Origin of the sequence: Pseudoalteromonas sp. SIMBA_162 (assembly GCF_046535955.1) — a bacterium.
In the GTDB taxonomy this organism is placed as follows: Bacteria; Pseudomonadota; Gammaproteobacteria; order Enterobacterales; family Alteromonadaceae; genus Pseudoalteromonas; species Pseudoalteromonas marina.
In genome coordinates this window covers 23,530-42,379 of sequence record NZ_JAWJBQ010000002.1, presented here as the reverse complement: position 1 = coordinate 42,379, position 18,850 = coordinate 23,530, and the positions used below count along the sequence as shown (strand labels likewise).

Genomic DNA, 18,850 nt, shown 5'->3' with positions numbered 1-18,850 from the left:
AGGCAGATATTTATATTTTTGGCTAATTACGACTCGTAGCCGCATTTTCCCTGCGTTTGAGTTCTTGGCTAGCGTAATGTGACTTTTCGTGTTTTGTAGCAACCATCCAATTTAAAAAGCTTGCTGGGAGTTTGGTGTATGCTTCGCCTTTGTGTAGGCCAAAGTCGCAAATTGTGTGTGGTGTGTGTGTCATGTGTATCCGTTATCTCTGTTATTTAATAATTAGCAATGAGCAAAGTTAAACATTTACTCGGTTTACATATTCATAGAAAATATAAATCAATATTGTGTAATTGAAATGTTACCAGAACGGTCTAATTTGTATCAACTATCTTAATGCTATCGATTTTCTTAGTGTGTAGCATTAACCTAAACAAAACTTATTTTTAAATAACTATAATAATAGGAACTAACATGAAAAAACGTTTACTGTGTTCATTGCTCGCTTCATTAAGCTTTGCTAGCCATGCAACCATAGTCGAAATGCAAACTAGTCAAGGCACAATTGAGATTAATTTATTTGACCAGCAAACACCAAAAACCGTAGAAAACTTTTTAAGTTATGTGCAAGACGACTCATACAATGAAACAGTTATTCATCGTTCAATAGACAATTTTGTAATTCAAGGCGGTGGTTTTACATTTTCAGACACGCTTGACCCCATAACAACTAAACCTGCTGTTATCAATGAACCTGTATTTTCTAATGTTAAAGGTACTATTGCCATGGCTAAGTTAGGGGGCAACCCTAATAGTGCTACTAGCCAGTGGTTTTTTAATATGGCTAATAATAGCGGGGGAAGTGCGGCACTTGATACGCAAAATGGTGGGTTTACAGTGTTTGGACAAATCACAGCAGGAAGTCAGGAAACGCTTGATAAAATTGCGGCCCTTGTTCATTGCGGTGAAACACCGGTAGTCGATATAACAACAGAGCAATGTGCGAGCAGTGATGTGTCTATTAGTAGTGCTAATTTAGTGACAATCCAGAGCGTTACTGTATTAGATGACGATCCTAATTCGGCAGCCGGATTGACCGTTGTTGAAAATACACTGATTGACGCGGATAACTCTGGTAGCTCAGATGGAAGTTCGGGGGGAGCGCTAATATGGTTACTGGGTGCTTTTTTACTAGCTGTTCCACGCCTTAAAAAGAAGAAGTAACCTCATTCAGAGCAATATAAACTGCGCAGCTAGTATATAGCTGCGCCCTATATTAAATAAATAGCCGCCAAATCATCGCAAGCCACATCGCAAATACAGACACGCAGCCAATTAAAAACACGTTAAATCGAGCTCTTACGTTATTTGATCCTAAATGAATAATGCTATGTAATATGCGTGTTATTACAAATACGCAGGCCAAAATTGCAACCACAACGCTTGCACTGTTTAATTGCAAAGCTAACAAGCAACCGGTGTAAAATAAAACGGGTATTTCAAACTGGTTAGTAAAGTTTCTATCCGCAACCCTTACATGGTCACCTGCGTTATCTAATCGCATCGTTGCAAAGTCGTTTAAGTTTAACTGTTTATTTTTAGCTGCTGCAAAGCGTCTTCTCCCCATAATAATCATTACAGCCAAAGACAGGGTGACTTGCACAAACATGGCAAGTATTATTATTTTTTCCATTGTAGTTCCTTGTTATTGTTTTAGTCAGTATGCAGACATTTTTCACAATGTGTTACACAAAAAAGCGTTAACTGCTAGAAAGTATTCAGTACAAAGTGTTAGTTTATATTATCAAACCTGCTTTTGAATTAGCATAACCTTTTTGCATCATGCTTTTAATGGAAATAAAATGAAAAAAATTATTTGTCTCAGTGCCATCGCACTCGCTGTTCTCAGCGGTTGCTCGAATACATCTTCATCAGTAGCAACCTCGCCACAAGCCTCGTTACTATCAGACACTTTAGTGGTTAGCCCAAATGATAATAGAGAATATAAAACACTAAAGCTTGCTAACGAAATTGAGGTTATTTTAGTGTCTGATCCAAGCGCAGAAAAATCTGCTGCTTCACTAAGTGTGGGGGTGGGTTTACTACATGATCCTATGTCTCAGCAGGGCATGGCGCATTACTTAGAGCATATGCTGTTTTTAGGCACAGAACGTTACCCTGATACAAAAGGGTATTCAGATTTTATGACCAAAAATGGCGGAGCGCACAACGCCTACACGTGGCTCGAAATTACAAACTATATGTTTAAAATAAATAACGATGCGTTTGACGAAGGACTCGACCGTTTTTCTGACTTTTTTAAAGCCCCTAAGTTATACCCAGAATACACAGAAAAAGAAAAAAACGCAGTGAATGCTGAGTGGTCTATGCGCCGCGAACTGGACTTCTTTGGCCAATTTAAATTAGCGCGTAAAATGATGGGTGAGCATCCGGCAAATCGCTTTTTAATTGGTAACCTAGAAACACTAGGCGATAAAGAAGGTAGTTCGCTTCATCAAGAAACCGTTGATTTTTACGAGAAATATTATTCGTCAAATATTATGAAAGTCGCGCTTATTTCTAATTTGCCAATCGCAGATATGGAACAAAAAGCCCAAAAATACTTCGCTGACATTAAAAATAAAAACATCGAAAAGCCAAGTGTTACAGCTAATTTAGATTTTGATAAAGCGGGCGGTAAACGCGTATTTTACTCGCCAAATGAAGATGTAAAACAGTTAAAACTTGACTTTACAATTACTAACAACAGTGATGAGTTTGCTGTTAAACCCAACCGTTTTGTTTCATATTTATTAAGCAATGAAATGCCGGGTAGCCCAGCACAAATACTAAGAGATAAGGGCTGGGTTTCACAGCTAGGGGCATCAGCCTCTCCAACACAATATGCAAACTATGGTGCCTTAACGGTCGATATTGAGCTTACTGATTTAGGTATGCAAAACCGCGAAGCAATTGTTGCAGTGGTTATGCAGTACATTGATTTAATTAAAAAAGAAGGGGTTGATAGCAAGTATTTTAACGAAATACGTACCTCGCTTAATAACCAATTTAAATTTTTAGAAAAGGGCGACGAGTTTAACTATGTGAGTGCTCTAACAGGCAGCATGCAAGTTTACCCGCTTAATCACACGATTAACGCGCCTTACCACTATGCAAAGTTTGATGCTGACGCCGTTAATGATGTGCTAAACCAGCTCAACGCAGATTCACTGCGTATTTGGTACATTTCACAACAAGAAGAAACAGACTCTCAATTATACTTTTACGACGGCAAATACCGCATAAATGACATTAGTGATGATGAAATAGCAAGCTGGAATAAGCCAAGTGAGTTTAAATTAGCGCTTCCTAGTGTGAACAACTTATTACCTGAAAGTTTTGCAATTAAAACGGCTGAATTTAAAGAGCAAAAACACCCAGAGCTTGTTTTCGATAAGCAGGGCGTAAAAGTATGGCGTCAAGCAAGTCAAAAATTTGCTGAGCAACCTAAAGGGCTCGTTGAGGTTTACATAAATACACAACCGGGTCTGAGCGACATAAGTGCTGAAGTGCTTTACTCTGTTTGGGCAGATTTATATAACATTCAGCAAAGTCAATTAAGCACTGAAGCTGCTGTAGCCGGTATGGGCGTTAGACTTGCACCAAGTAATGGGCTTGTATTATCACTTAATGGGTTCACTGATAAGCAAGATGTATTGCTTAAACAGGCTTTGAGTGGATTAAACGTTAAGGCTACTTCGCAAGCGTTCGAGCAAGCTATTGACCGTTACACGCGTGACTTATTGAATCAACAAAAGCAATTTCCTTATGCTCAAGCCTTTGGTGCTTACTCTAAGCTAACTCGTACGGGTAGCTTTGATACCGATGAATTAATCAAAACTGCAAAATCATTACGTGTTGCTGACTTAACAAAGTTACAACAAGCTACATTTTCTAATAATGATTTGCGTGTATTTAGCTACGGTAATTATAACCAGCAAGATATAGAATCAATAGCAGGCGAGCTCATAGCTGTTTTACCTAAAAATCATACGGTGAGCGAGTTTGCACGTAGTAAAGCGTGGTTGCCACAACCAGGTGAAACGATAGTATTACAAAAGGATATAGATGTAGCCGATGTTGCTGTGGTTGATATGACCGTTCACCCAATACCGGGTTACAAACAAAAGGCTCAGGCTGCTGTATTACGCGATCACTTTAGAACAATCGCATTTGACAAAATGCGAACAGAAGAACAACTCGCTTATGCAGTAGGTGCTATTGCAAGCTCAATCGAAGATTATTCTGCTGTTGGTTTGTTTATACAAACCCCTGTGAAAGGGCCTAAAGAGGTACAAGCTCGCTTCGACCAGTTCAAAAAAGAGTACGCGGTAGAGCTCGATAACATGACAAAAGATACATTTTTACAACTTAAAAATGCGACTTTGGTGTCACTTAAAGAGCAACCAAAAAACTTAAATGATGAAATGGGTCCTTTAATTAACGATTGGTACCGAGAAAACTTTAGTTTTGACTCAAAACAAAAGTTGATCAATGAAGTAGAAAAAGTAACGCTTGCAGATATAAAACAGTACTACAAGCAAACTATGCTAAACCCACAAGCAGCGCGTTTAAATGTGCAGCTGCGTGGTACTAAGTTTATTGAAAGTGACTTTGCTGATTTAGCTAATCAAACCAAAATCACAACGCTTGATGCTTATTACAATGGCATTAAGTTACAAAAATAAGATTGATAAATAAGTCAAAAAATAAACCCCAATGTACTGATACATTGGGGTTTTTTATTTATTTCAATATCTACAAAATACTTGTCTCATGCTTTAAAACTCATAAAAGCTAGCGATGCTGCTATTAATGTGTAAGGTAATTGTATTGCTCCAAAGTTCATTAAGTTACAATGAGAACGAAGTGCTGTAAGCATGGTGAAGTCTGAATAAAAAACGCGTCGCTGCAAATGGTGATACAGATAATAACAATGTTTATTAGTGTCTATTATTAAAGTCAGATTTTAACAGGGTAGGCAAGGCGGTTATTAGTGATGATAAAACCGCCATTGATATATGGTTATTAAAGTCGTGCTTGTTCTATTGCTTTAGCTACATCTAAGTTTATGTTTAGCCACGTTTGTTCTAGCGTGGCTACTAAGCCGTCGTAGCCGTCGTCTTTTATGGGTACTAGGCGTGAGAAGTTATGCACACTAATCAAGCGGCGGCCGCTTTCTGGGTGAGTATAATATAAGCGCCATAGGCCAGAGATATCAGCATTGCCTTGCATATCACCATTAAAGTGGTGAATTTCGTACTCAAGCTCATAAAATTTTTGCTGATCAAGCTCGGTTATTACAGGTAGCCCTTTGATAACCATCCAAGTGGGCATATTTTTAAATAAAGTTTGTTGGGCAGTGGCAGTAAGCATAACGTCAGGAGACTCGCCCCATAAATGATAATTTGCAGCATGAATTTGATTATTATCAATTTTCATCGCTATGCCTAAGTTGTTTAATGCGCCTCTTAAAACAACTGTTTGCACTCTCAACTGTGCGTTGGTTTCACTAATATTTCGTGATGATGAATCAATAGGCTGTTCAAATTGGTAATACTGAGTCGCATTTTGTATTGCTGAGCTACAGCCCGACAATACTAAAAGCAAACTTGTTATGATTAATAGGGTTTTCATTATTGCTTCCTTGGTATTGGATCTGCGGGCAGTGATTTGTCAAAAATTAGCATGTTTGGTTGCTCATTTAAGCCGCGTGTCAAAGGTTGTATTTCTTCACTTAAGCGCTTAAATTCACGCAGTGTTTGTTGTAATTGATGATGAAATTCAGACCCAGCCTGATAACTCGCCATTGTTTTATCAAATTGTCGCATGGTCACTTCAAATTGCTCCATGCTTTTGGTCATTTTTGCAAAGTTACGATTTATATCACCGGGTAAATTTTGAGTATCTTTTTCATTTAATAGTGTGCGCATTTCATTTGCAAGAGATTGGTAGTCGGCAAAGGCAACTTGTATTTGGGCTAAGCTTTCTTCAACTTTTAAATTATTAACTTTGTTTAATACATCAGAAACCTGGTCGGCAAGTACGGTAATTCCGCTCGATATACTAGGAAAAACGGTATACTGGCCCAGTTTTTCAAACTCCGCTTCTGGGGCATCGGGGTACATATCAAAATCAACATAAACTGCACCAGTTAAAAGATTTCCGGGCTTTAAAGAGGCGCGCATGCCAATTTCTATCCAGCCTTTTAAGCTTTCTTTCCAAAAGTCTTTAGCTGTTGCGCTATGGTGATAAATACGGCCGTACTCTATTTTTATAAGAACAGGTACTGACGTGTTTGCACTTTTAAAGTGAGCAGGTTTGCCATTAACAATTATGTTTGCAGGCGCTTCAACTACTGTACCAATGCGAATACCACGATATTCAACAGGGGCGCCGGGTCTGAGGCCTCTAATTGATTGTTCAAAATCTATTATGTAATAGTCAAAGTCGTAAAAGCGTTCTTCTAGTGCTTCTTTATAGCTTTGGCTAAGTGAGAAATTGTGGCCATCGTTAGCTATTTCCCCCGGTGTTTGGTTATCGGGTAAGCCAACTGAAATTCCGCCTTTTAAAAGCTTACTTAAAGAGCCTGTATTAATATTTATGCCATCAGCAGATAAATCAATTTCTATACCCGCGTTGACCCAAAAAATTGAGTTGTTGGTAATTAAGTTTTGGTACGGCGCTTTTATAAATATACCGTACTTCATTGCTTGGTTTTCCCAATCAAATGTGGCGGTTTCTATTTGGCCAATTTTATAATTCTTAAAAAATATTCCGGTACTAACATCAAGTACTTCTGCGTTATAACTAAGTAGTTTAAAGCGACCACCTTGCACGTCTTTGCCTATTAATGCAGGTTCTTCTTGCAGGGTGAAATTTTCTTTAAGTGTATTACTTTCGCCCGGTGCAAATTCTAAATATACCCCAGAGAGTAAAGTACTCATTCCACTTATGCCGGTTTCATCTATACGTGGTTTTACTACCCATATTTTTGCGTCGTCGGTAAGTAAGTCTTCATAGCTTTTATCTATTTGAGCCCGTGCAATCACACTGTCTTGGGAGTCGGATAAACGAACGCTGTCTATTTGCCCTATTTTTACACTGCGCACTTTTATTTCTGTTTTACCTGCAATAATGCCCTCGGCTTGCGGCATCTCAATATATATAGTGGGGCCTTTATTTGCTTGATATTGGTAAAGCATCCACACGCCGACAAAAAGCGCTATGGCTGGAATAATCCAGATAGCAGAGATTCTTGGTTCATCTGTTACTTGGGCAGTTTCGGTCATGTTTTAGTCTCTGATGATTTATTTTTAGGTGAATCCCATAAAAGGCGTGGATCAAATGAATGAGCAGCCATCATTTGGCATATTACCATAACGGTAAAAAATGCAATGCCTAAGCCTGGTGTAACTGACATTAAATTACCTAGCTGTACTAAAGCCACTAAAATGGCGACAACAAAAACGTCAATCATTGACCATTTACCAATAAACTCAGTGAGTTGGTAAATTCTAGTGTAACTTTTTGTATGCCTGTTTGCAGGTTTTGTTACCATAATACACAAAAAGCTTAGTACAAATGCTTTGGCTAAAGGAACAACAACACTCGCAAAAAAAATGATACCTGCAATGGGATAAGAACCACTTTTCCAAAGTAAAATAACCCCACCAATAAGTGTGGACGGGGTTTCATCACCCAAGCTTGTTGTATTCATAATAGGCAATACGTTGGCTGGTATATAGCAAACAATAGATGTGATGAGCCAAGCAGTTGCTTTTTGAACGCTATGAGGATTACGTACATGTGTTTTGGTGTGGCATCGCTGGCAGACCTTACCTGTACATAGCTGATGACACACATGACAGGCTTTAATATTTTCATCAATAGCGCGTTTGGCGTGCTCGGCACCTTCTAACACTTTTACTGGTTTTATTTGAGCCCATAACCTTGGACGATTTAAGTGTACTAAAGCGGCAATGTATAAAATAACAAAGCCAGCATAAGCCCAAAAACTTGCCCCAAAGCTTATATCAGCCAAAGACATAATTTTAACCATGCTGACTAAAACACCAATTAAAAATATCTCAGACATAATCCATGGCTCAAGTGCCAAAGTAAACTTAAGCAACCTACGCGCAATGGCTTGTGGCAATGTTTTTAAAACACCTAAATGAAGGGGTATTAAAATAATTAATAAACTCATTGGTAAGGCAATAATGCTTAAATCAATAAAAAGGCCTAACAATTCACTATCGTAATTGAATAATATTCGGGCTGCGTCGGGGAGGGTGATAGTTTGGGTTATACCATTGCTACTAAAGGATAAAAAAGGATAAAACATACTACTTAGTAGCATTAGCAAAGCACTAAAGCTCAACGCCACTATGCGATTATCGTGGTTTACGTTGGCTTCGCATAATTTATGATGGCAATGCGGGCAAATCGCCATTTGCTTAGCGATAATTCTTGGTATATCTATGATCAGGTCACAGCAGGGGCAAACAGTTTGCAATTTAGTACCAAACAATAATGCATTTAGTTGATTTTGCAATATTTGAAGCTGTAATACAACGCGAACTGTTAATTTTGAATACAGGCCAAGCCAGAAAGTATCTGATTGGCCTGCATTTTATATATTTAGGTCTGTTGACCTTTCAAGGTTAAATTTGAAGGAGTCTTTTTAGTATTAAGGAAGAGCCTATTTAGTATGGTTATTCTTCATAAATTGGCGAGAACGTAGCATTAATGCCAAACAGGCGCTGCCCAAGGGGGGCTTCCTAGGAGCTATTTACTCTTTGTTACTCAGTTTTTACTTCTTCTTACATGGATGTAAGCCAGTAGAGTAATGCAGGAGCAGTTATCGAGCCCACTAGGTTCACTAGGTTGCAAATCTCGTGAAGCAAATCTCGGGCCGCTATTATATAGCCCCTAGTTTGAATAAATTTTAAACCGCAAAGTTCAACCGACCCTAATCAAACACGGCAACAGTTTGGCGGGTAAGAGCAATAAGCTCACCTGACTGTGACCAAATACACCCGTCCTCTAAACCATATCCATCTTTAGAGTGATGCGTAATTGCTTCAAAGCCAAGCCACTCGCCAGGCGTTAAATTGGGAGACTGAACAAACTCTAAATACCACGACATACTACTTGCTGGCCCGGGTTGTTTAAACATTTGTAATAATGTTGGCGGCCATGCATCGGTTAGTGCAATTACATGTGCTTCTGTAATGGTTTCAGGTGTATGTTTAAGTCGCATCCACCCACCTAAATGAGATGTGTCTGCTCCTGTAAAGGGCATTGCGCCTTGCTGTGGGCACAAATCCACATGCTGAAAAAATTCAGGCATTTGGCCTTTTATAAAGGGTAACGTATAACGCTCGTTAACAGGGCTTAAACCTAACGACTTTGAAACAGGAACATTAATAGCTGACTCTCTATTTTTAGCAAAACAAGCCTGCACGATTACGGCTACTTGCTCATTTTGAATTGCTTTAGCGAGTACTTGTGTACTGTTTTTACCCTCACGTAATACTTCAACATAAAGTGAAAAAGGGGTGTCGGCGAGTAAAGGCCCAACAAAATTAGTACTTAATGAAAGAAGTCGGCGGTCATTATTCACTTTGCCTCTAATAGCCTGATATAACAATGCAGCTGATAAACCACCAAAAGCGGTTCTTCCTTGGCACCAATTTTCAGGAAATTGCATGGTAAGTGCGGATTGTTCGATTTTATCTGATTGACCTATTTTAGCGGCTTGCTCAAGTAGTTGGTCAAAATGCATGGGAAATATCCTTTAAAAGTGCAATTTAATAAATTTATAACACAACCAAACTGGTCAGGCCAGTATTTAAAGGTGTGTCAAACGCTCTAAAAATCATCATTCCTTACAATTATTGGGGTTATTTTGTAAATAAATCATAAAAAATGAATTTTTTTTCATTTTTACAGTTGAATTAGTTTTAGGGCATCCCTATTTACTAGTCATCGAACGAATTAACGTATAACGAATTTTGAAGTTGGAGAAGTTTCATGGGTAAAATTATCGGAATCGATTTAGGTACTACAAACTCTTGTGTTGCAGTACTTGATGGTGACAAAGCACGTGTTATAGAAAACGCGGAAGGCGATCGCACAACCCCGTCTATCATTGCTTACACGCAAGACGGTGAAACATTAGTAGGTCAATCTGCTAAGCGTCAAGCGGTTACTAACCCTACTAACACATTATTTGCAATTAAGCGTTTAATTGGTCGTCGTTTTGAAGACGAAGAAGTACAACGCGATATCGGCATTATGCCATTTAAAATCATTAAAGCTGATAACGGCGATGCATGGGTAGAAGCGGGCGGCGAAAAACGCGCTGCACCACAAATTTCTGCTGAAGTACTGAAAAAAATGAAAAAAACTGCAGAAGACTTCTTAGGTGAAGAAGTAACTGAAGCGGTAATTACAGTACCTGCATACTTTAACGATTCACAACGTCAAGCAACTAAAGATGCCGGTCGTATTGCTGGTCTTGAAGTTAAACGTATCATCAATGAGCCAACTGCTGCTGCCCTTGCTTACGGCATGGACAAAAACAAAGGCGAAAACATTGTTGCTGTATACGATTTAGGTGGTGGTACGTTCGATTTATCAATCATTGAGATTGACGAAGTTGAAGGCGAGCACACATTTGAAGTACTTGCTACCAATGGTGATACTCACTTAGGTGGTGAAGACTTCGATAACCGCGTTATCAACTACTTAGTAGCAGAATTTAAGAAAGACCAAGGCTTAGATCTAAAAACAGATCCACTTGCAATGCAACGTGTTAAAGAAGCTGCAGAAAAAGCAAAAATTGAACTTTCTTCAGCACAATCTACAGAAGTTAACCTTCCGTATGTAACTGCTGATGCAACAGGTCCTAAGCACATGAACGTGAAACTAACACGCGCTAAGCTTGAGTCACTTGTTGAAGATTTAGTAACTAAATCTCTAGAGCCGCTTAAACGTGCACTTGCTGATTCTGATTTATCAGTAGGCGACATCAACGACATTATTCTAGTTGGTGGTCAAACACGTATGCCTTTAGTACAAAAAACAGTTGCTGATTTCTTCGGTAAAGAGCCACGTAAAGACGTTAACCCTGATGAAGCTGTAGCTGTAGGCGCGGCAATCCAAGGTGGCGTACTAGCAGGCGATGTTAAAGACGTACTATTACTAGACGTTTCTCCATTGTCTCTAGGTATTGAAACAATGGGCTCTGTAATGACAGCGCTTATTGAGAAGAACACGACGATTCCTACTAAGAAATCACAAACGTTCTCAACAGCAGAAGATAACCAGTCTGCGGTAACAATTCATGTGTTACAAGGTGAGCGTAAACGTTCAAGCGACAACAAATCTTTAGGTCAATTTAACCTTGAAGGTATTCGTCCTGCTCAACGTGGTACACCACAAATCGAAGTAACATTTGATGTTGATGCTGACGGTATCTTACATGTATCTGCTAAAGATAAAGACACAGGTAAAGAGCAAAAGATCACTATTCAAGCGTCTTCAGGTTTAAGCGATGAAGAAGTTGAAAAAATGGTACGTGATGCAGAAGCGCACGCTGAAGAAGACAAAAAGTTTGAAGAGCTTGTAGCTGTTCGTAACCAAGCTGATGCAATGGTTCACGGTACACGTAAGCAAGTTGAAGAAGCGGGCGATGCTTTACCAAGTGAAGATAAAGAAGCGATTGAAGCGGCAGTTGTAGACTTAGAAGCTGCAATTAAGAGCGACAACAAAGACGAAATTGAAGCTAAAACGCAAGCACTTGCTGAAAAGTCTCAAAAGTTAATGGAAATTGCTCAAGCTAAAGCACAGCAAGGTCAAGCAGACGCAGGTGAGCAACAACAATCAGCTAAGCAAGATGATGACGTTGTTGATGCAGAGTTTGAAGAAGTAAAAGACGACAAGTAATTGTTGCCGACGCTTCTAACTGACCAAAAACACTTAACTCGGTTAGGTGTTTAGGTTAGGATGAACAAATGAGGCGCGCGAGCAATAGCTTGTCGCGCCTTTTGCATGTATTTAAGGTTCATAATTCAATGATAAATCGATTAGATTTATCGGTTTATCCCGCAGCTTACGCTGCAAAATAGAAAGAGTAGTGTGATAGATATGTCAAAACGCGATTATTACGAAGTCCTCGGCGTAAGCAAAGATGCGAGTGAGCGAGACATAAAAAAAGCGTATAAACGCTTAGCGATGAAATATCATCCAGATCGTACCGCAGGCGATAAAGAGCTTGAGACCAAGTTCAAAGAAGTAAAAGAAGCATACGAAATTCTAACTGACGATCAAAAACGCCAGATGTACGACCAATACGGTCATGCTGCCTTTGAACAAGGCGGTGGCGGTGGTCATGGCGGCTTTGGTGGCGGCCATGGCGATTTTGGTGACGTATTTGGCGATGTGTTTGGTGACATTTTTGGTGGCGGCGGTGGCCGACGTCAATCTCGCCAGCAACGCGGTTCTGATTTACGTTACAACATGGATTTAACGCTTGAAGAAGCGGTTCGTGGTAAAGAAGTAGAAATTAAAGTACCAACATGGGTAAGTTGTGACCCTTGTGATGGAAGCGGTGCAAAAGTGGGTTCTAAACCTAAAACATGTACTACCTGTCATGGTGCAGGCCAGGTGCAAATGCGCCAAGGTTTCTTTGCTGTTCAGCAAACATGTCCTACGTGTCAGGGGCAAGGTCAAATTATTTCAGATCCTTGTAACAGCTGTCATGGTCAAGGCCGTGTAGAAAAAACTAAAACGTTGTCGGTGAAAATACCAGCGGGTGTTGATACAGGCGATCGTATTCGTTTATCGGGTGAGGGTGAAGCCGGGGTACATGGCGCACCAGCGGGTGACTTATACGTACAAGTGTCTGTAAGAGAACATGACATATTTGTACGTGAAGGTAACAATTTATATTGTGAAGTTCCTATTAGCTTTACTACATCTGGTTTAGGCGGTGAAATTCAAGTACCTACACTTGATGGTCGTGCAAAACTTAAAATACCGTCAGAGACGCAAACCGGCAAAATGTTCCGTATGCGTGGCAAAGGTGTTAAGTCTGTACGAAGTGGCGCACAAGGTGATTTAATTTGTAAGGTAGTTATTGAAACACCTGTCAATCTTAACGAGCGCCAACGTGAACTACTTAAAGAGTTAGAAGAAAGCATGGGCACAGATAGCTCAAAAAATCGTCCTAAAGAGCAAGGCTTTTTTGATGGTGTTAAAAAGTTTTTTGATGACTTAACAAAGTAAAAATTATGTTTAAAAAAACGGTGCTTTACAGCGCCGTTTTTTTTGCTTTAAATTTGCTAACACCTCTAAAAAAGTGAGAACCCAATGACACCCGCTATCGCACTGCTCGAAAAACAAAAAATAAAGTTCGAAATACTGAGCTATCAGCACGATGCAAACAATGGTCACTATGGTTTAGAGGCAGTTGAAAAACTCAATTTAAATAGTGAGCAAGTATTTAAAACACTTGTACTAGAAACGCATGAAGGTGAATTAATCGTTGCCATCACCCCCGTATCTCAACAAGTTAATCTTAAACAGCTTGCTAAAGTGGCAAAAACAAAAAAAATGGCCTTGGCCGCGCCTCAAAAAGTAAATGCAAGCACCGGTTATATACTTGGAGGAGTGAGCCCAATAGGACAAAAAAAACGTCTTAAAACATATATTCACAGTAGTGCTAGTGAGTTTGAAATTATATATGTCAGTGCCGGTAAGCGTGGGTTGGAGTTAAAGTTAGCCATAGACGATATAGCTGAGTTAACAAAAGCAACGTTTGCTGTGTTCTAATAGTTTGTTGGTATTTAAGTATCGATTACACTTTAGTATTTGCTGCTTTAGTTAATATTAACTACATTAAAAAGACGTTACGATTCAGGAAATTTCAGTGTTGTATGAATTTTTCGGATATTAATTTTATTTCGATACTGGTTGCTGCGCTTTCGTCGTTTACGTTAAGTAGTGTTTGGTATTCAAACTTATTATTTAGACAAGCTTGGCTCGAAAGTTGCGGCTTGACCGAGCTTGACCTGCAAAGTGCCAATAAAAAACGTGTATGTATTGGCACATTTTTATTTTCATTTTTGGCTGCATTTGTACTGTCGATATTTTTAGGTAACGAGTCGAGCTTGGGTTTGAGTGTAGGGACTGGTTTTGCTATTGGTTTATTTTGGGTGAGCAGCTCTTTGGGTTTAAGTTATCTTTATGAGCAGCGTCCAGTAAAACTTTTTTTGATAAACAGTGGTTACTATGTAAGCCAATTTTCGTTGATGGGATTAATTTTAGGCGGGTGGCCATAGTTGATTTATAAACACAAAATTGTCTATCTTTTTATTTATTCAGGTAACTAAATAATATGAAAATACTTGTTGTTGATGACATACCACTGATGCGACATGTATTAATTAACATGCTTAGAAATCTAAACTATCTTGATATTGTTGAAGCGACCGATGGTATTCAGGCGTTCACACTGTTAAAAAAGCAGTCTTTTGATTTGGTCATCACTGATTTATATATGCCCAAAATGGACGGTAAAGATTTACTAAATAGAATAAGAAATGACGAACAGCTTACCTCAACCCCTGTCTTGATGGTGACATGTGAAGATAATTCTAAAACTATAAAAAATGTAATCGCAGCTAAAGTTTCAGGCATTATTGTAAAGCCCTTTAGCCTTAAATGCCTCGCTGATCACTTAAATCATGTTTTAGCTACTGCCAATAAGTCATGAACTGGGCGGTTAAAATATTTTCTAGTCACTACGGCTGTTTTAATTTACGGGCTACCTCATTAAACTTATCTTATTTAACGTTAAATATAATTATTAATTACGGAGGTGTTTTGGCACAACCAAACAAAAAAGGCCCTATAAAAACCGTTGATATTTTTTGCTCGTCATGTAAAACGCAACTTTTTAAATATCGCAAAGGGGGGAAGGGGGCGCTTGTTAAGTGTTTTAAAGAGCGTATATCTCAAGACTTCACAAAAATTCCGTGTATTTGCCCAAGTTGTGAGCGGGCTTTTGCAAGACCTGCTTTAATCCGCGGCGCACCTGCCTACAAAATGATAGGTGGAAAAGTTACATTTAAATAAGCTAAAAACATATGCGGACATATGGCCTTGTTTGAAACTGCTTTGTTGCTATGATCGCCCGGTTTTGCTGTTTCAATGAATGAAAAATACCCTCCCCATGGAATGGGCCAGTTTTTTGGGTTATTTGAAAAATGGATAAAGGATAGTTTCGTGATAGCACTCTTATTTGACATCATCGGTATGACAGGCACATTTTTAGTTGTTGGCTCGTTTTTTCTACTTCAATTAGGTAAAACAACACCAACCAGCTTGACGTACAACATGATGAACCTAACAGGGGCGATTTTATTATTAATAAGCCTTTGTTATAACTTTAATTTAGCAAGCTTTGTGATAGAGATATTTTGGATAGCTGCTTCATTAATTGGTTTATATAAGTATATAAAAAATAGATCAGCATTAGCGACTAGTTAATTTTGATATGTTCGCCGTAGACCTCTTGTTTACGGCGTTTCTATAAATTCCCTTTCTTAATTTGTATGATGTCTTACACTTTTCACTCGTACTAAAGCTCTAAGCCTTTAACTCTATGCAAATTTAGTTATGGCTGATATCCATTTGACAAGTCCTTACTATCTTCTTTACTGTGACGTCTGTTAAATAGCTTTTGGCGCGGTGATGGTAAGCAACCTAAATAATATTAATCAAACACATTCTATTATACGAAGCGTGTGGCTTTGGCTTGGGCCCATTGTAATGCTGTTAACCTGTTTATTAGATCCACCAAATGGCCTATCTGATACAGCCTTTAAAACCGCAGGTTTAACATTTTGGATGGCCTCTTGGTGGGTGACTGAGGTTGTTCCTATTCCTACAACTTCATTGTTACCGCTCGTCATAACGCCACTTGTAAACATTGCGCCTATCAAAATTACGGCAGCGCCTTATGCACACCCACTTATATTTTTATTTTTGGGTGGTTTTTTAATCTCAATAGCTATGGAACGTTGGGGGTTACATAAACGAATTGCGTTAACCACTATGTTATATGCGGGTAAAAAACCGAGCTTACAAATTTTAGCAATGATGTTAGTCACAGCATTTTTATCTATGTGGATGTCAAACACGGCTACAACGGTGATGATGTTACCTATCGCGTTATCAATTATTCATTTAGTGAGTCACTCTGATTCTGGTGAAGATAGATTTGCAAAAGCATTACTACTATCAATTGCCTATGGTGCCAGCATTGGTGGTATTGCCACGTTAATAGGAACACCGCCTAACGCGCTTATGGCAGCATACTTATCTGAAAGTTACCAAATTGAAATAGGCTTTGGGCAATGGATGATGCTAGGTGTGCCTTTAGCAATTGTGATGTTACTGGTGTGTTGGATATGGCTTACTAAATTCAGCTATAAAGTTGATAAAAATGCAGAAAACATTAAAGACAGTAAGGCTATGTTTGTAAATGAACTTGCTGAACTCGGTGCGTTGCAACGGGCCGAAAAAGGTGTGTTTTCAGTATTTGTACTAGCCGCGTTATGTTGGGTTTTTAGACCGCTATTAGCTGATTTATCGGGTCTTAGCATTTCAGACACTGCTATTGCTATTACAGCAGCCTTGTTGTTATTTGTTTTGCCAGCTAAGAAGGGCAGTGATGAGCGAATTTTAGATTGGCAAAGTGCATCTAAAGTGCCATGGGGTGTATTGTTATTATTTGGTGGTGGTTTATCGTTAGCATCACAGATTAAATCTTCTGGTTTAGCTCAATACATTGCACAAATGATAGAAGGGGCGAGTGCTATTCCGTTAGTTTTGGGCATAGTGGTTGTTGTAGCGCTTATCACCTTTTTAACCGAAATCACGAGTAATACAGCTACTGCGGCGGGCTTTTTGCCGTTATTAGGCCCTGTTGCTGAAAGTATTTTTGGCTCGCCTTTAGTGTGGGTTATTCCTGCTGCTATAGCATGCAGTTGTGCGTTTATGATGCCAGTTGCCACACCACCAAATGCCATTGTATTTGGCTCGGGAAAAATTAAAATTCGCGATATGATCAGAGCAGGTTTTGCACTTAACCTAGTCGCTATAGTATTAATTACACTTGTAACAATAACGCTCGCAAAAACAGTATTTAATTTTTAAAAATTGAGTCGGTTTGTATCTTAAACAAAGCGACTCTTAATCACTATGTGTGTGGTTGTAATAGGTAAATTAGTGTTATTGTTCGAAAAACAGATCAAGGTTATAGTCGACAATAACATTAAAAGTCGAGTAATCTATTTTGACAACAGACACAGCACAAATAGCCTCTTTATCAGCGCACTTTACTAGTTTACAAAATGCGTTTTTAGATAATCCTTATCCTTCTATTCATTCTCGAATTGCCATTTTAAAAAAATTACGTTCGCGCATTGTAGAGCTAGAAGAAGAACTTATCAGTGCAGTATCGAAAGACTTTGGCTACCGGACTGCGTTTGATACCTTACTTGGTGATATTTTACCTACTGTGCAAGGGCTTTCGCACATTATTAAAAAGTTACCTAAATGGTCAAAGCCTAGTAAACGTTCTGTGGGGCTTAGCTTATGGCCGTCTAAAGTGAGTGTTACCTATCAGCCAAAAGGCGTGGTAGGTGTTATCGCACCGTGGAATTACCCAATTCAGCTAGCGGTTGTACCAGTGATAACTGCAATCGCAGCCGGTAATAAAGTAATGTTAAAACTCAGCGAATTTACACCACATACTAATGCTGTATTAGAAAAGCTTTTTGATGACAAAATGAGTCAGCATGTATGTGTGGTCCAAGGCGGCAGCGACGTTGCCAGCGAATTTTCGTCTCTTCCTTTTGCGCACTTATTATTTACCGGCTCTACTGGGGTTGGCAAATTAGTAATGAAAGCAGCCAGTAAAAACTTAACTCCCGTTACTTTAGAGCTTGGTGGCAAGTCACCAGTGATTATTACCGAGCAAGCTGATGTTACAAAAGCAGCACACGCGCTGTTATTCGGGAAAATGGCAAATGCCGGGCAAATTTGTGTCGCGCCAGATTATGTATTTGTGCCTAAAACCCTAGAAAGCCAGCTTATTAAACAGTTATGTGAGCTTTATAAAAAGCATTTTAAGCAAGGTGTTGAAGGTAAAAATTTAACCTCTATTATTAGTGATTCGCATTATGCGCGTCTAGCCGGATACTTAGTGCAAGCACAAGAACTTGGGGCAAATGTCATTAAGCCACTTGAACAAAATCAACAAGACGCAGATAAACATCGTATGGGCCTGCATTTAGTAACGAACGTGACTGACGACATGCAACTTATGCAAGATGAACTATTTGGGCCTATATTGCCAATTAAGAGTTATGGGAAGTTAGATGACGTTCTCGATTATATTAAACAGCACCCTAACCCACTTGCTCTTTATATTTTAGGTCAAGATAAAGAGGCGCAAGAGTACATTATTAAACAAACGCTTAGTGGCACCGTTGCGGTTAACGACACCTTAGTACAAGTAACTGCTGACGACGCGCCATTTGGTGGGGTGGGTCATTCAGGTATGGGGCACTATCACGGTAAGGAAGGGTTTTTAACGTTTAGTCACGCTAAAAATACACTCGTTTCTGGTTCTTTTAACCCGCGCATAGGGTTGTTACTTAAGCAAAGTAAAATACTAACCAGGTTGCTAAAGTGGTTATATATTAAGTAAAACAAGCCAAAAAAAGCTGAACTAAGTATGCGCAATGATACTAAGTCCAGCTTTATTTTT

The 18,850-nt window shown here is 39.1% G+C and carries 17 protein-coding genes; 11 read left to right on the top strand and 6 right to left on the bottom strand.

Annotation, left to right across the window (positions count from 1 at the left end):
• Positions 1–22 precede the first annotated feature (22 nt).
• Positions 23–193, bottom strand: coding sequence for a hypothetical protein (locus R0J88_RS01855; RefSeq protein ID WP_006791686.1), 171 nt, complete (start codon positions 191–193; stop codon positions 23–25).
• A gap of 221 nt (positions 194–414) precedes the next feature.
• Between R0J88_RS01855 and R0J88_RS01850 the strand changes: the two genes are divergently transcribed.
• Positions 415–1,164 (top strand): peptidylprolyl isomerase, encoded by a 750-nt coding sequence (locus R0J88_RS01850; RefSeq protein ID WP_341219680.1) that lies wholly within the window; start codon positions 415–417, stop codon positions 1,162–1,164.
• A 52-nt stretch (positions 1,165–1,216) separates the two neighbouring features.
• Here the strand turns inward: R0J88_RS01850 and R0J88_RS01845 are convergent, their stop codons facing one another.
• Positions 1,217–1,633, bottom strand: a complete 417-nt coding sequence (locus tag R0J88_RS01845; RefSeq protein ID WP_305398198.1) for an MAPEG family protein — start codon at positions 1,631–1,633, stop codon at positions 1,217–1,219.
• A gap of 169 nt (positions 1,634–1,802) precedes the next feature.
• Here R0J88_RS01845 and R0J88_RS01840 point away from each other — a divergent pair, with 169 nt between their 5' ends.
• Positions 1,803–4,688, top strand: coding sequence for an insulinase family protein (locus tag R0J88_RS01840; RefSeq protein WP_410898885.1), 2,886 nt, complete (start codon positions 1,803–1,805; stop codon positions 4,686–4,688).
• Between the two features lie 340 nt (positions 4,689–5,028).
• Here R0J88_RS01840 and R0J88_RS01835 read toward each other — a convergent pair whose 3' ends face one another.
• From R0J88_RS01835 to R0J88_RS01820, 4 genes are all read right to left on the bottom strand, one after another.
• On the bottom strand, positions 5,029–5,637 hold the full coding sequence (locus R0J88_RS01835) for a PqiC family protein (protein WP_410898884.1): 609 nt from the start codon (positions 5,635–5,637) through the stop codon (positions 5,029–5,031).
• The gene (gene pqiB, locus R0J88_RS01830) at positions 5,637–7,292 is read right to left on the bottom strand and encodes an intermembrane transport protein PqiB (RefSeq protein WP_006791693.1); all 1,656 of its coding nucleotides are present in this window, start codon (positions 7,290–7,292) and stop codon (positions 5,637–5,639) included. Before pqiB ends, R0J88_RS01835 begins: the two co-directional genes overlap by 1 nt.
• Complete coding sequence (locus R0J88_RS01825) at positions 7,289–8,455, bottom strand: PqiA/YebS family transporter subunit (RefSeq protein ID WP_410899018.1); 1,167 nt, start codon at positions 8,453–8,455, stop codon at positions 7,289–7,291. The genes pqiB and R0J88_RS01825 overlap by 4 nt, the downstream gene beginning before the upstream one ends.
• A 519-nt stretch (positions 8,456–8,974) precedes the next feature.
• Complete coding sequence (locus R0J88_RS01820; protein ID WP_006791695.1) at positions 8,975–9,790, bottom strand: thioesterase family protein; 816 nt, start codon at positions 9,788–9,790, stop codon at positions 8,975–8,977.
• Between the two features lie 248 nt (positions 9,791–10,038).
• Between R0J88_RS01820 and dnaK the strand changes: the two genes are divergently transcribed.
• The 9 genes from dnaK (at position 10,039) to R0J88_RS01775 (ending at position 18,790) form a co-directional block, all read left to right on the top strand.
• On the top strand, positions 10,039–11,955 hold the full coding sequence (gene dnaK / locus R0J88_RS01815; protein WP_008126292.1) for a molecular chaperone DnaK: 1,917 nt from the start codon (positions 10,039–10,041) through the stop codon (positions 11,953–11,955).
• 201 nt (positions 11,956–12,156) lie between these two features.
• A complete protein-coding gene (gene dnaJ, locus R0J88_RS01810; protein WP_410898883.1) occupies positions 12,157–13,296 on the top strand; it encodes a molecular chaperone DnaJ in 1,140 nt (379 codons plus the stop codon).
• Between the two features lie 84 nt (positions 13,297–13,380).
• Entirely contained in the window at positions 13,381–13,842 is a 462-nt protein-coding gene (gene ybaK / locus R0J88_RS01805) for a Cys-tRNA(Pro) deacylase (RefSeq protein WP_276755489.1), read from the top strand.
• Between the two features lie 104 nt (positions 13,843–13,946).
• Positions 13,947–14,351 carry a DUF1761 domain-containing protein gene (locus R0J88_RS01800; RefSeq protein ID WP_410898882.1) on the top strand — a complete coding sequence of 135 codons (405 nt, stop codon included), beginning with the start codon at positions 13,947–13,949 and terminating at the stop codon, positions 14,349–14,351.
• A gap of 56 nt (positions 14,352–14,407) precedes the next feature.
• Positions 14,408–14,785, top strand: a complete 378-nt coding sequence (locus tag R0J88_RS01795; RefSeq protein WP_006791700.1) for a response regulator — start codon at positions 14,408–14,410, stop codon at positions 14,783–14,785.
• 110 nt (positions 14,786–14,895) lie between these two features.
• Positions 14,896–15,147: a hypothetical protein gene (locus tag R0J88_RS01790; protein WP_008127468.1), complete on the top strand. Its 252-nt coding sequence runs from the start codon at positions 14,896–14,898 to the stop codon at positions 15,145–15,147.
• A 150-nt stretch (positions 15,148–15,297) separates the two neighbouring features.
• Positions 15,298–15,561, top strand: a complete 264-nt coding sequence (locus R0J88_RS01785; protein WP_008127470.1) for a CBU_0592 family membrane protein — start codon at positions 15,298–15,300, stop codon at positions 15,559–15,561.
• A 204-nt stretch (positions 15,562–15,765) separates the two neighbouring features.
• A complete protein-coding gene (locus R0J88_RS01780; RefSeq protein WP_410898881.1) occupies positions 15,766–17,232 on the top strand; it encodes an SLC13 family permease in 1,467 nt (488 codons plus the stop codon).
• A 139-nt stretch (positions 17,233–17,371) separates the two neighbouring features.
• The gene (locus R0J88_RS01775) at positions 17,372–18,790 is read left to right on the top strand and encodes a coniferyl aldehyde dehydrogenase (RefSeq protein WP_410898880.1); all 1,419 of its coding nucleotides are present in this window, start codon (positions 17,372–17,374) and stop codon (positions 18,788–18,790) included.
• Positions 18,791–18,850: the final 60 nt, after the last annotated feature.